The 13,542-nt window shown below is 71.6% G+C and carries 12 protein-coding genes; 2 read left to right on the top strand and 10 right to left on the bottom strand.

The window, feature by feature from the left end; all coding sequences use genetic code 11:
• Nucleotides 1–261: 261 nt before the first annotated feature.
• Nucleotides 262–1,056: a hypothetical protein gene (locus AAHZ94_RS02575; RefSeq protein ID WP_349990180.1), complete on the top strand. Its 795-nt coding sequence runs from the start codon at nucleotides 262–264 to the stop codon at nucleotides 1,054–1,056.
• A 5-nt stretch (nucleotides 1,057–1,061) separates the two neighbouring features.
• Nucleotides 1,062–2,264 carry a hypothetical protein gene (locus AAHZ94_RS02570; protein WP_349990179.1) on the top strand — a complete coding sequence of 401 codons (1,203 nt, stop codon included), beginning with the start codon at nucleotides 1,062–1,064 and terminating at the stop codon, nucleotides 2,262–2,264.
• 415 nt (nucleotides 2,265–2,679) lie between these two features.
• Here the strand turns inward: AAHZ94_RS02570 and cas2 are convergent, their stop codons facing one another.
• From cas2 to AAHZ94_RS02520, 10 genes are all read right to left on the bottom strand, one after another.
• Nucleotides 2,680–2,943 (bottom strand): CRISPR-associated endonuclease Cas2, encoded by a 264-nt coding sequence (gene cas2, locus AAHZ94_RS02565; protein WP_349990178.1) that lies wholly within the window; start codon nucleotides 2,941–2,943, stop codon nucleotides 2,680–2,682.
• A gap of 6 nt (nucleotides 2,944–2,949) precedes the next feature.
• Nucleotides 2,950–3,930: a type I-B CRISPR-associated endonuclease Cas1b gene (gene cas1b / locus AAHZ94_RS02560; RefSeq protein WP_349990177.1), complete on the bottom strand. Its 981-nt coding sequence runs from the start codon at nucleotides 3,928–3,930 to the stop codon at nucleotides 2,950–2,952.
• A complete protein-coding gene (locus AAHZ94_RS02555) occupies nucleotides 3,930–4,457 on the bottom strand; it encodes a CRISPR-associated protein Cas4 (RefSeq protein ID WP_349990176.1) in 528 nt (175 codons plus the stop codon). Before AAHZ94_RS02555 ends, cas1b begins: the two co-directional genes overlap by 1 nt.
• Nucleotides 4,454–6,877, bottom strand: a complete 2,424-nt coding sequence (gene cas3 / locus AAHZ94_RS02550) for a CRISPR-associated helicase Cas3' (RefSeq protein ID WP_349990175.1) — start codon at nucleotides 6,875–6,877, stop codon at nucleotides 4,454–4,456. The genes AAHZ94_RS02555 and cas3 overlap by 4 nt, the downstream gene beginning before the upstream one ends.
• The gene (gene cas5, locus AAHZ94_RS02545) at nucleotides 6,859–7,557 is read right to left on the bottom strand and encodes a CRISPR-associated protein Cas5 (RefSeq protein ID WP_349990174.1); all 699 of its coding nucleotides are present in this window, start codon (nucleotides 7,555–7,557) and stop codon (nucleotides 6,859–6,861) included. Before cas5 ends, cas3 begins: the two co-directional genes overlap by 19 nt.
• Nucleotides 7,554–8,609, bottom strand: coding sequence for a type I-B CRISPR-associated protein Cas7/Cst2/DevR (gene cas7i / locus AAHZ94_RS02540; RefSeq protein ID WP_349990173.1), 1,056 nt, complete (start codon nucleotides 8,607–8,609; stop codon nucleotides 7,554–7,556). Before cas7i ends, cas5 begins: the two co-directional genes overlap by 4 nt.
• Nucleotides 8,609–10,018 (bottom strand): hypothetical protein, encoded by a 1,410-nt coding sequence (locus AAHZ94_RS02535; RefSeq protein WP_502964563.1) that lies wholly within the window; start codon nucleotides 10,016–10,018, stop codon nucleotides 8,609–8,611. The genes cas7i and AAHZ94_RS02535 overlap by 1 nt, the downstream gene beginning before the upstream one ends.
• Entirely contained in the window at nucleotides 10,015–10,701 is a 687-nt protein-coding gene (gene cas6 / locus AAHZ94_RS02530; RefSeq protein WP_349990171.1) for a CRISPR-associated endoribonuclease Cas6, read from the bottom strand. The genes AAHZ94_RS02535 and cas6 overlap by 4 nt, the downstream gene beginning before the upstream one ends.
• Before the next feature lie 442 nt (nucleotides 10,702–11,143).
• The gene (locus AAHZ94_RS02525) at nucleotides 11,144–12,004 is read right to left on the bottom strand and encodes a DUF3592 domain-containing protein (RefSeq protein WP_349990170.1); all 861 of its coding nucleotides are present in this window, start codon (nucleotides 12,002–12,004) and stop codon (nucleotides 11,144–11,146) included.
• A 317-nt stretch (nucleotides 12,005–12,321) separates the two neighbouring features.
• Nucleotides 12,322–13,413 (bottom strand): hypothetical protein, encoded by a 1,092-nt coding sequence (locus AAHZ94_RS02520; protein WP_349990169.1) that lies wholly within the window; start codon nucleotides 13,411–13,413, stop codon nucleotides 12,322–12,324.
• Nucleotides 13,414–13,542: the final 129 nt, after the last annotated feature.

The raw sequence follows: 13,542 nt of genomic DNA, 5'->3' as shown, positions 1-13,542 counted from the left end.
CCCGGGGCGCCAGGGGTGAGCTGGTCGGCCGGGTGAGCCGCCCGGCCACTCGGCCCACCCCGGTAGCGTGGCGCGGCCCGCGAGCACGCCGCGCCCGGGGGCGTGCGCGGGCCCGTCGGCAGCCCGCCCGCGCAACTCCGGCACCGAGACAACCCCGTACGGAGCGGGGCCACTTGGGCCACCGACGATTACGCTCACTGGCACCGCCGGGCCGGGGGGCCCGAGCGGCTGTGCGCGTACGACGTACGGGGGGAGAAGCCGATGAGGGGCGAGCACGAGGCTGCCGTGGAGCGGGTGCTGACCATGGTGGACGCGTCAGCGGCCGTGGTGGCGCCGGACGAGCGGGACGACCTGTTGGCGGAGTTCGCCGAGGACCTGCGGGAGACCGGACTGATACCGGGCGTGGACGGCGCCTGGGACGACGACGCGGACGCCGACATCGCGGACGCGCAGGTGTTCCTGGGCATCGGACTGACCCTGCTGGGCCAGATCGCGGTCAAGGTCATCTCGGTCGCCACCGACCTGGCCGTTGAACACGGCGTACGGGACGCGGCCAGCTACGTGGGCGGGCTGGTCCGCGGCGACCGCACCGAGGACGGGGCGGATGACGGGGACGACGGAGCAGGCGGGGGCGGTGGAGACGGTGCGGGCAACGGGGGCGACGGCGGCGCGGACGACGGGACCCTAGCTGCGGGCGCGGGCGCGGGCGCGGGGGTGGATCGGGCCGGTGCCGGTGCCGGCCCGGACGGCCCGATGAACGCTGGCGCCCCAGACGCAATCCGCGCCCCGGGCGAACCCGACGGTATGGGCGAACCCGACGGTACGGGCGCCGCCACCACCCCCACTGCACCCGCCACCCCCGCCGCAGATACCACGAACTCCACAACCACCCCACCCCTCGCCCTGGACTCCCCGACCGTGCAGGCGATCGCCACCGCCGTCGCCGACCGGCTGGCGCTGCCGGCCGACCTCGACCCGGAGACCCTCCGCCTCATCGTGCGCGTCCAGCTCGCGGCCTGGGCCCGGGCCGCGGGCCCCGGGCCCGGCGCGCGGTAGGACCCGTGTCGGCGCCGGTCGACGGTCCGGGCGCGGCGTTCACCGCGGTGCGCGCGGACCGGCTACGGACCCTCCGGCGCGCGCACCGCATGCTGTGGGGCGTGGTGCTGGCCCCCTTCGTGCTGGTCGCCTGCGCCGTGGTGAGCATCGGGCACCTGGACGACCCGGGCACCCACCTCGGTCTCCTGTTGCTGATCGGCACCGTGGTGGCCGTCGTGCCGCTGCTGTTCGTGTTCGGGCTGGCCGTGCAGAGCTGGGCCGAACGGTCCTACGTCCACCGGCACAGCGACGCCAAGCTACGCGAGGTGGACTGGGCCGCCCCGACCTGGAGCCGGGTGCGGGAGGTCTTCGTCACGGCCGGACTCGACCCGACCGCGCTCCGCGCGGTCACCGTCTGGGACCGCGGCAACCTGCGCACCCGGCACATCGCCCGCCCCACCTCGCACCGGCTGATGCGGCTCGGCGACCTGACCGTGCCCCACCAGCGGCTGCTGCTCACCGTCGGGACCGTGCTCGGACTCACGGCCGGGGTGTTCTCCGAGCAACTCTCCACCGTCACCGACACGAAGGGCTTCGCCGTGTGCGTCTTCCTCGTGCTGGCCGCGCTCCTCCCGGTCGCCGTGCACAACGGCAGCCGACAGATCCAACTCAACCTGCGCAACCCCGACACCGTCCTGCTGATCCCCGCACACTGGCGCCCCAGGCTGCGCCGCGACCCGGCCGCCACCGTCCAACTCCTGCACGAGATCTCCCACATCCGCCACCAGGACCCCGGCAACCGCCGACTGCTCGCCGTCTGCCCCGACGTCAGCCAGGCCCTGGCCTTCTTCGCCACCGCCCCCGTGATAGCCATCGCGGGACCACCGTGGCCGGTGCTGCTCGCCTTCGGATGCGTGGCGGCGCTCGGAGTGCTGGCCGTACGACGTGCCGTACGGCTGATCCCGGTCGTCCACGAGGTCCGCGCGGACGCAGAGGCGTGCCTGGACGCGGCAGCCACCGCGCACATGCGGGAGTTTCTACGAGTCCTCCAACAAACGACACCCACCGCGGCCAAGGCCCTACGCATCGCTTCCCTGACCGGCGGCCCCACCCCGACCGCCCTGCGCCGGGAGTTGACGCTGATCGCGACCATGGCGGGAACCTATGCACTGGCCGTCGGCGGCGTCGCGGTGGGCGCCCTGATGGGGCTTGTGCCGGCGTCGGTGTAGGGGCCGTCTCCGACGGGGCGTTTGCCGCGGGCGGTTGTTGCAGACGCTCCTGGGCTGATAACAACCGGCATTGTGCTCGCCGCGCAGGCCGGGCACCTGGAGTTGCAAACCCTCCTGGGCCAATAACAACCCGCTGGCCGCGGTCCAGATCAGGCGGGACAAGAGGCGTTGCAAACCCCCCTGGGCCAATAACAACCCTGGAGGCCGCCGAGGCGCTGTGCCGGCAGCACGCGTTGCAAACCCTCCTGGGCCAATAACAACCTTGTGAGGAGCTGCCGTCATGGCCGCACGCAAGACGTTGCAAACCCTCCTGGGCCAATAACAACCCGAGAGTAAACCCCCAGGTCAGAGGCTCCCCACTCAAGCCCCCGCAACGCGATTCCGCAGCAGTTCGGCGATGATGCATCTGCGCAGGTCAGAGGATGTCTACGGGCCCACCGAGCGCGACCCCGAGGGTCGCTGACTCGACCATGTCCGGTGAGCGGGCCGTGTAGGTGACGATGCTGTCGTACGTCGGATCGATCACGCTGTCCAGCGCTGCCATCAGCGCCCTGTACTGCGCTGCGGACAGTTCGCCCTGGAAGACGCTCCGCTGGGTCCAGTGCAGGTACTTGCGGCAGGTCTTCAGCACCTTCGGGTTGCGTTCGGCGGCCGTGTCGTAAACGAGGATGACGAACACGATCCCTCACCACCACGGTCGGAACGGTTTGTACGGCGTGTCTTCGAGGCAGAGGCGGACGACCTTCAGTGCTTCCAAGTGAATCAGCTCCTCGTAGCTCACCTGGCGCTTCAGGCCGCGGTGGTGCACCTTGGTGGCGAGCTCTTCCCTTACCAGCGCGGCGATCTTCTTGCGACCGTCCTTGCTGAGGGAGGCGCGGCCGACGTCGGTCTCGAAGTCGTTCTCCCTGAGATGCTTCTGGCTTGCCGAGCGGCGCAGGAGGCGCTCGGCGAACAGCGGCTTGAACGGCTCGGCCAGGTCCAGCGCGAGGGTGTTTCTGCGGCGGTCGGTGTCCGCGTGGAGGAAGCCGATCGCCGGGTGGAGCGGGGTGCTGCGCAGGGCGGTCAGCACGCGTGCGTATGTCAGGGCGTTGAGGTAGCTGATGAAGGCGTTCCCCGCGTTCGTCGGTGGCCGCCGCGAGCGGCCGTTCATCCGGAGCCACGGCGGCAGCCGACTGTCGAGCACGGCCCAGGCCGTTCGTCGGAAGTTGCCTTCCACACCCATGATCGCGTCGTTGGAGCGGCATTCGGGCAGGGCGCCCTTCAGCGCATCCAGCGCCGATTCGAGTAGGTCGGTGTCGAGCGCCCACCGCAGGTTCTCCGCGGTCGCCAGTACGAGGGAGCGGCTGATCGCGAGCCGTTGTTCCCCGTCCGCCGTGATCTCGACCTGGCGTCGTACGACCGTCGCGGACGCCATGGAATCGGCGGGGCTGAAGTGCCCCGCGTGATTGCCGTAGTGGTCGAGGACATGCAGGGTGACGCCGTTGCGGCTGAGGAGCGACAGCGCTGACGTGTTGACGTCGACGTGGTCGAAGACGACCAGATCGCGGATGTCGGTGATGGGGATACGGACCGGACTGCCGTCCGGGCGCTCGATGCGGACGCTGTCGTCCTCACGGCGGATCCGGCAGGGTTCGGTCAGCCAATAGGTACGGCCGACGGCAGCCATCAGACTCCCCAGCAGTAGTCGAGATAGGAACACCCACGGCACTTGCCGCGGGACAGGCGGTCGGGAGCCGTGGACTCGACGATGACGGCCTGCGCCTTCGCCTCCGTTTCCGCGGCTTCGGCGCGGGCCTGGTCGTCCCAGACCACGTCCGTAGTACGGCGGATCAGCGGGTAGTGCACGACGCCGCCCCGGACGGTGACGCCCCGGCGTTCCAGCAGCAGGCAGTAGTGCCGGACCTGGGCGCTGTGCGCGGGGGCCGGCGCCCGGGAGGACTTCGTCTCGTGGACGACGGCCCCGGTCGTCACCCAGTCGATCTTCGCCTCGCCGAGGTCGACGTCGCGCCGCCGGGTGAAGGTGGTGTCGTCCACCGCCTTGCCGAAGGCGACCGCTTCGCTTCGTTGCTCGGGACGGTAGCCCCGGGCGTAGAGCCAGAGCTGTCGCGGGCAGTGGACGAGGTACTTGATGTGAACGCCGCCGACGGCGGTCTCGTCGTCGGCCGGCAGGTCGGGATCGGGTTCGGGGCTCACAGGATGGTCTCCTGGCTGGCCGGCGGGAGGAGGCCGAGCACGTTGTCGTACCCGCCCTCACTGATGTGGACCTTCAGGTACGGGTCGTACGTGCAGGCGTACTCCGTCAACGCCCCCAGACGCAGGGGGATCAGCAGCCGGGAGGCGAGCAGAGCATCGCCCGACTTCCCCCTGGTCAGCGCCCGATACGCGGCTCTGTCCTCGTGATGGAGCACCTCGACGCTGTCGAACGCCTTGGTCAGGGCGTGAGCGAACTCGCTCCGGTCGTGGAACGGGTCGGTGAAGGTCAGAAACCTAGCGGCGAACTCGTCCCGCTGTCGACGAGCCTCCTCCTCCCACTCCCGGCCCCATGCGGTGTCGTACGCCCGTCGGAGCAGTTCGTCGATGTCCTGTTCGCTGAGCGTGGTCGCGCCGTCGTCGACGAGGCTCCGGAGCGCTTCCCAGGAGGCGTCCATCGCGTCCCGGGGATACGGGTTGGGCTTCTCGAAAGGGTGCACGCGGAAGTCGACCGGCCCCTCGGGGTGCAGCCCGCGTCGGTTCACCCGGCCCGCGCGTTGGGCGATCGCCTCGACAGGGGCGCACTCCACGGCCCCGCGATCGAAGTCGAGTTGCAGGGACACCTCCACCACCTGGGTGGCGACCACGAGTCCACCCCGACGCGCCGGGTCACCCTCCCGGCGCTCGGGATGGCGCCGCAGCAGGGCCTTCTCGATGGCGTCCCGGTCACCGTTCTTGAACCGAGAGTGGAGCAGGAGAGCGGGACTGGGGTGGCCGGGGCTGGCCTCCCGCGCGTCCTGGGCGAGTTGCTGGAACAGGTCCTGGGCGCGGGCGACCGTGTTCGCCACGACGAGGACGCTGTGCCCCTCGCGCAGTTGCCCTCGCAGTAGCTCGACGCTCTCCGGGGCGTCCAGCGGACGCTGGCCCAGCACGAGACGGTGCCGGACCGGGCTCGTACCCGCCGGCGCGCGGTGCACGGTGACCGGCTGCTCGACGCTCTCCTCGATGATCTCGACCATGGGTCGGGCGAGCGTCGCCGACAAGACGGCGAATCTGCTGCCGAGCCGCTCCCACAGCCGCATCGCCGCACAGAGCCGTCCGAAGGTGTCGGGCTCGTACGCGTGCAACTCGTCCAGGACGAAGAGGGCGTTGGCCTGTTCGAGCAGCACGGAGGAGTACGCCGGCCCGGCGATCGCCCCGCTGAGGAGTTGGTGCGGGGTGGCGACCCGGAGCCGATGGGTGAACAGTCGCATCGCGCCCGCCTGCGCCCGTGCCTTTCGCGCCTGATCCGCCGTCGGTTCGGTGTGGGGGTTCCCGGCGGCGCAGTCGTCTTCCAGCGCCTCGGCCAGGAGTGTTTGGGTAACGGTGCCGTGCAGCAGGCCGATGTCCGCACTCCGCTCGCCCGGCGCGGGGATCAGGCTGTCGGCGAAGCGACGGCGGACCGCGTTGAGCGACGCCCGGTACGGCAGGGTCCACACCACCCGCGGGAGACCGGGCATCCTCGCCAGCTGGCCGGCCGCCCATGCGAGGCCGGCCTCGGTCTTGCCACTCCCGGTGGGTGCGACCAGCACCAGATGCCCCGAGGCCGTGGCGGCCCGGCGCTGATGGAGATGGGGTTCGTACGGCATGCGTGCCAGATAGTCGGGGGCCAACGGCATGTGGGTCTGGAACGGGACGTGTGCGGAACCCGACCGGTCGGCCAGGGTGAGCGCGCCCTGCGCGAGGACCGCCAGCAACCCGCGATGGGATTTGACGGGCTGTCGCCAGGCGTTCAGCAACTCCTCCAGCAGGTCCCGTGCGCGATGTGCCAGCGGTGGATCGCCGGGGGACGTCGTGGGCGGGTCCGCCGCGAGAGCGCCGCAGAGCCACGCCAGCCACTCCCGGTGCAGGAAGCGCGGCACCTGCGGCACCGTCTCGCCCGTCCGTACGTCGGAACCGGTGCCGAACGCCTCGTTCCAGTCGGTCTCCTTGTTGTACTCCCGGCTCAGGGCCGGCTTGCCTCCGTGACCACCGCCGTCGCCGCTGAGCAGGGCACGATGGTGGGTGGCCACGAGCGTCGCCACCATCAGCCGGTCCTCCTCGGTCCACCCAGCGGCTTCGGCGAGCAGGTCGACGTAGGCGAGGGACAGCACCTCGTGGCGCTCGCCCCACGGGACGCCTCCGCTGTCCACCTGGCGCTGAAATCCCTCGGCGATCTTCCCGGCGTCGTGCAGGAGGGCGGCCCATCGGACGCGGGGCCAGAAGGCCGGCGCATCGGCGAGGACACCTGCGTTGGCCACCCGGTCCTGGATGGGGGCCACCGCGGCGTGGACCGTACGGGAGTGGGTGGTGAGCCGCTCCCGGTCGTGGGCCGGGGTGGACTTCGCCCGCAGGTCGCTGAGGGAGCCTCGCCGCGGTGGGCCCGTCACGGGTCGAGAAGCCACAGGGCCTGTCCCTTCTGCTGGTAGTCGACGTCCTCGTAGGCGTCGCGGACCGGATACCGCCCCGCGGGGCTGTCGCACCACTGGTAATCCGTCCAACGGCTGGTCAGACGATCCGTCGACACGGATGCGGCCATGCGGTGCACCGTCGCGTACGGCACGTCGTGACCGGTGGTCGGGGCCAGGGCCGAGCCCACGACCGCCTCCGTGGCCGGTACGAGGGTGACCCCGACGCGCTCCTGGAGGTGGACGAGATCCTGCGAGCGGCCCAGCCGAAGCCCCCATACGGGACGCCGGAACGCCCGGGCGATGCGTTCGCCGTCCGGGCCCGGCAGCCACACCGTGAGGTGTACGTCCGTGTGGAAGGGGCGCATGCGCAGCGTCATCCCGCCCTTGCCCGCACGTACCCGCCCCGAGACCGCGGGGTTGGCGCCGCCCGCGTCGATCGGGTGGTACGTCTCCGCGTCCACTCCTTCGCCTTCCGACCAGGCGGCCATGCCGAAGGCCAGGGACTCGCACGGCGCCCCGGTGGCCGCAGCGAGCAGGCCGCGCACCGTGGACGGCGGTGGCACCGGGAGCCCTCGGGTGAGCCCGGGGAAGAACGGGTCCCGGAAGGACGCGACGGGCGCGTAGAACGTCAGCCTCCACGCCGCAAGCGGCTCGGCGTACGACACCCTGGTCACTGGGCCGCGTCGTCGAACCAGGCGTCCCATGCGCCGTCGCGCATCTCGGACGCCAGAGTGAGCAGGGCCGTCCGAGGGTGGTCCACGACGACGGTGCCGTCGGCGATCTCCTGCGCGCACACCTTCTCGAAGTCCTCCCGCAGGTCGTCCCGGAACCCAGGCCGCCACCCCACCCGTACGGGCGGCTCCCACTCCCCGTCCCACGCGGTCAACTCCTTGCGCAGCACATCGCCCCGTACGACCAGACCGTCCTCATCGCCGGTGATCACGTGCGCGAGCGGATTGACACCGCCCTTGAACGGCACCATGACGATCAGGGACGGGATGCGGTCCCCGTAATGCAGTGCCTGCTTGGCACCTCCGCTGAGATGGGCGATCGCCTCCAGCAGCAGCGCGGCCCGCTGGCGACGCTGCTCGACCGGCAGTCGCACGGCTCCCTGGCCTCGGAACGTCTCGGTGCGGGCGCCCAGCGCCGCGGCCTGGGCGACCTGGAGGGCCTGTTCCTGGCTGAGGTAGTTCGGCCGCCCCGCTCCGTCGGAGTTCGGCAGGGTGAACGTGCCGATCCGCGGCAGGTCGAGCAGGAACGGAGCGGCGAGGTCGGCGGTGTAGAACTCGTGCCCGTGCAGTACGGGCTCACCGACCCCGCGTGACATCACCCCGAAGTCCTCCGTCGGGTGGACCGGCGCCACCGACATCAGCGTGCCCAGCATGAACGGGCTGTCGCGGAGCGTCGTTGCGGCATCGTCTTTCTTTGCCCCCGCCCGCATGTACCCGAACAGGTCGTCATCGGCGTACGTGATCGGATCGGCGTCGGTATTGGCCTTCTGGGCCCGGTTCTGTGCCTTGCCCACCCGGGTCACGGGCGACGCCGGCACACCCCGTTCCACCATCCCGTCCCGAATCCACCGGCGCACGGCCTGAGCGGAGACGTAGGGATGGCGACGGCCGCGCACGGTCGCGTACTTCACCCGAGCGGTGGTGTCCTCACCCTTGCCGTTGTTCGGGGCGCCGGCTTCCACGGAAACCAACAACCTGCCTGCCAGGTACGCCATTACGCTCCTCCGAAGTGGTACTCGTCGTCCGCCGCCAGTACGGGCTGCTCCAGCAGTGCCTCGACGCGTGCCCGTTCCTGCGGATCTTCGGGCGGATCGGCCACCTCGATGCCGCGTTCACCGAGTACGCGCAGCACCTCGGCCCCCAGCAGCATGCGGTGCTCCCAGGCGCGGGACCGCTTCTCGATGAACGGCCGCCACGCCACCGGATCGACCTCGACCCTGCGCCCGTCCAGCTTCAAGCGGTACCCGGCCTGGTAGAGGAGCTGCCCGAGCCGGTAGCCACTGAGCCCGGCGTTCCGGTACTCCGCCAGTCGGCCGCGCGGACTACCACTCCCGTGCTCGATCCAGTCGGCGATCAACGTCGCCACTCCCGTCAGGTCCGGCTCCACGCCGTGTACCTCCTTCTCGTATCGGAAGGCGAGCCGGGTGAGGGCCGCACGGTCCTCGCCGGTCCACCGGTCGGTGTCCCACAGCAGCCGGTGGACCTGGAACACCAGGCAACGGCTGCGCCCGTCCTCGGCCTCGAAGACCAGGCGTGCCGCATCACCGGCCCCGTCGACAGAGACCCTGCCGTCGCGATCTCGCTGGGTGAGCGCCATCTCCAGCAGCCGCCACGCCCGGCGTAGGACCTTGTTGCCGTCCACGGCGGCGAGGAAGCGCGGCACCGCCCGACGCGTCCGGGTCACGCGCAGCCACGGCTCCTGGTTGTCGTTCTTGAAGCTCCACAGGGTGGTGGCGGACAGACCACCGTCGACGGCGCGCCGCGCACGGAGCGCGACCAGTTCCGGGCGAGTGCCCGTGCCCAAGCCGGCGAAGCCGACCTGTGCGATGCGCCGAGCCCGCCGCACGTTCCGCGCGGCGAACGCGTATTCGGCGGCCGGGGTTTCGCACGACAACACCGTCGCCGAACCAGCCGTGACCCATGCCCCGTACGGAAGCGCCCACATGGCGACCCGGCACCCCCGACACACGGGCCAGCCGCGCAACCCCGGCGGCAGGGAGTTCAGCGCCTTGTTGGTGTCGAAGAGGGGCAGTGTCGACTTGGCCCACAGAACCGGTGTCGGGGTGCCGCAGAAGGTGCAGGGGGCAGGGGGGAGTGACCCGTCGTCCGGGGCGAACATCGGCTCTAGCCCCGCCCTGAGGAGCGTCTTGTCGCGCGACCGCCCGGCATGTGTCGCCTTGGAGTTCGGATAGAGCGCGAACAAGACCTTCCACCAGTCGTACGCCTTGTCCGTCTTAGCCGCGACGGCAGAGTGCACGACATCGGTCAGTACGGAGCGGGCGACACCGGCGAGGTCTTCCGACGTCACCTGCTCGGGTTGGTTCTTCCCCGCGATGACGGTCACGGCCCAAGCCCCGGCGCGCTGCAACGGGTGCCCGGTCGCCGTCAGGGCCCCGTCGCTCACCGAATCCATCCGAAGCCCTGCACCGTGTCCAGACCGAGCCCCCAGGACCGAATGGCGTCCACGAATCGCGGATCGGCTTCCATCGCCACCCGCACCTGGGCCCCGATCCGTGGGGCGCCGCGTACCAGGAACCGCCTGCGCGGTCCTGCCTCCAGAACCCGCAGACCACGGGGGGCGGGGAGCCCCAACACGTCGGCCTTGTGCCTGAGGTTGTGTTCCAACCGGTCGATGTAGTGGACCTCGCCGGGCAACAACTCGCGCCCCTCGTGGCGGAGTACGACCGGGGTTGCTGTTCTCAACTCGACGAGCCCTTCGACGGGGGTCGGCACGTCGACCTCGACGGTGAAGCCCTGGACGCGGAGACGGGCAGCCCCCCAAACGATCTCCGTCCGGCGCGCCAGCGCCGAGATCAGCGCTGCGGCGATCTCCGGCACCGGCGAGCCGAACCACACCGAGCCGTTGGGCGAGGTGGTGTAGACCCCCCTCTTCCGAGGAGCCCCTTTGAACTGCGGACCGGCCACCCCAACCGGTTTGAGCGGGTGACCACGCCACCCTTCGTCGTGCAACGAGCGGGCGAGGACCGGATCGTGCTCCTCCAACAGCCCGTAGACGACGCCACGTGCAGGCTGGTGCACGTCGTCCCAATTCAACTGGGGGGTGTCTGTGACGACGTCGACTCTCATGCGCATACGAACCTACCGAAGGTGTGCGGATCTCCGTGCCGGATTGCCAACTGGCACGACGTGCAGGGTAGATAGGACAACCCGACCGATGACGATTTCTCGACACTTCTCGCCTTGAATGGTTCTTCTGTGTTAGAAGGCCAGACGAGGGCGATGATGATCTCCGCGCGGCGCGGAGGTCACCACAGCTCGGTCGGCGCGGTCTGAAGTCTGTTCTCCGGATATGCCTCTGGACAAATCCTTGTGACCTGCGGGTCTGCGCTACCGACGGGTTGCCGCAGGCCCGTGTGGAGTTGCTGTAGGGCGGGTGCGTGCAGGTTGGCTGTGGGGGTGGGTGAGTCGCGGACTCAGCGCCGGGCTCCCGCCTCCCGGACGCCCTCGGCTATGACACCCGCGTCCGCAGGGCCTCACCCACGGCGTGCGCGGCGCAGCGCAGCGCACGTCACACCAGTGCCGCCCCCACGACGGCCGCCGCCGCCGTGACGACCAGCGCCGCGACGGTGAGCGCCAGATCGACCCCTTGGGAACGGTGGTCCCCGGCGGGGTCGAAGGTGAAGACGGACGGGTCCTCGGGGACGTAGTGGACCGCGAGCTCACGGCCCGGTGCGTCGGCCGGGTCCGCCGTGCGGGGCGGGCAGTAGGCGGTGACTGCGGCGCCCTCGTGGGTGGTGAACGCCACGACCGGGGTGAGGGTGGTGGCGGTGTGACCGTCCTCGTCGGTGCTGACGTCCCTGAGCACCGCGACGATCCGGCCCCGGGCGGTGGCCATCGAGGCCAGCCTCGCGCGACGGCGGCGGGTCTGCCTGACACCGCTGGGCAGGTGGCAGGCGATCGCCACGGCCCACGGGCCGCCGGAGCCGATCAGGGCCCACGGCCAGCCCCACTCGATCGCGGCGCCGGTCACCAGCCCGGCGTAGACCAGGAAGACCGCGAAGGTCGGCCAGCCGAGCCCACGGCCGCGCCGGCCGACGGTGCTACTGAGCCGAAAGGCGTGCGGTCTGCCGCGCGGGTACGAGACCCCGATCTCCCTGCCCCGCCACGCCACGGTAATCGTCTCGCCGCGCTCGCCGTCGTTGGTGACGGTGACTTCCTCCCCGGTCCCGGGATCGCGGTAGGAGACGACCACCGATATCCCCTCCCGCCGGGAGCTCCCGTGCCGGGGCTGTCGCACCCGCTCGATCCGCCCCGGTACGTGGACCGTGCGCTGGGCCCGGGTCGTTCCGGCCAGCGAGCGGCCGTAGCCGATCAACGCCACGGCGCCGAACACCGCACACCACAGCGTCAGATACCCGTGCCAACCCATGCGCCTTCCTCCTGCCACGCGAGGGACCGCCCGTCCGACGCCCCCATCGCCCCATCGCCCCGCCGGTCCCGAGCGCGTCGCGGCAGGGGGCGGGGCGCCGGTTCGCGGACGTCCGCGGTGCACGACCGTGGGCCACACCGCACGCGTACGGCCGCAGGCTGCCATCGACGGGCCAGGCGGCCACTCCCGGTTCCCGCCGGGCCTCCGCCCCCTGTCCCCTGCGGATAACTCCCGGCCCCCGCCGGGGCCGTACCCCGCCCCTGCCCCCGCCCACGGGCGCGGGTCGCCGGCCGGCCGCACCGGGCGGATGCCGTGGGTCACCGCGCCGGGCCGCGGCGCACCACCGTGCCCCGCCAGTCGGCCTCAAGCCACGCCGTGCCGCCCGGGCCCGTCACGGTGACCCGGATGGTCAGGGCGCCCGCGGTGCGGTCAGCGGTGAGCTGCCAGTCGCGCGGGGGACCGCCGCCGAGGCCGGTACTGGCCTCCTCGACCAGTGTCGGCAGGCGTTCGTAGGGCAGTGAGCGCGGGTCGAAGTGCGGGGCGTGCGGGGCGTCCGCAGCGAAGACCACTGAGAGCACGCGGTCCCGCACGACGACGCTGAGCGCCTGGTGGGACCCGCCGCCGCGGGTGAGTGAGTCGACGGCCCGGCGCAGTTCACCCCGGTCGAGCAGGGACCGGCCCGGGCCGAGGGTGACGGTGCTGGACAGCGACGTGACGACGGTGGTGGAGGGGGAGGTCGTCGTGGTGGGCGGGACGGGGGCACGCGGCCCGGTGGCGTCGTGCCCGTCGAAGAGGGGGCCCCGGCAGGCCATGATCACGGCGGTCGCGCCGAGCAGCAGGCCGACGAGCGTCAGATAGCCGGCGGCGCGCGGTTCCGGGGGGTCGCTGGGCGCGGCCGGGCCGGGCGCCGACGGGATGTCGGCCCCGGCCGCCCGGTCCTCCCACCGCGGTGTCGGCCGCTTCACGATCCGCACCCGGTGCGGCCGGTCCGGCGGGTACTGGACCACCACGACGTCGCGGGGCCGATAGTCGACGAGGTCGACGACGTGGATGTGCTGCCTGATCTCGACGCGGTAGGCCGGCGCGTCGTCCGGTGCGACCGTGAGGTCGAAGCGGACCGGCACGTCGGTGTCCACGCCCCCGTCGGCCTTCCGGTCCTCGATCACCGCCAGTGCCGTGACCGGCGCAAGAGCCGCCTCCCGGGCCCGCCGCGGCGCCCCGGCCAGCAGGAGGAGCAGCCCGTAGGCGGCGGGCAGGGCCAGGCCCCCGACGAACAGGGGCACGCTCTCGATGACACCGCCGCCGACGAGGGCGGCCAGCGACGCCCCGATCACGCCACCCGTCAGGAACCCACGCGCGAGGTCGGCGACAGCCGGCCGCGCCGGCGGCGCGCTCGCGGTGATCGTCATACGGGCGATTGTGCCGGTCCGTGATCGGCACGGACAGACCTCTGAGGCACCTTCCTGGACCGGACGGCGGGGCCGGTCCGCGGCGCGCGGTCGCCGGCGCCCCGCGCGGTGCCCGCCTGGTGCGGCGTC

Origin of the sequence: Streptomyces sp. HSW2009, from assembly GCF_040240285.1 — a bacterium.
Taxonomy (GTDB): Bacteria; Actinomycetota; Actinomycetes; order Streptomycetales; family Streptomycetaceae; genus Streptomyces.
This window is presented reverse-complemented; position numbering and strand designations above follow the sequence as displayed.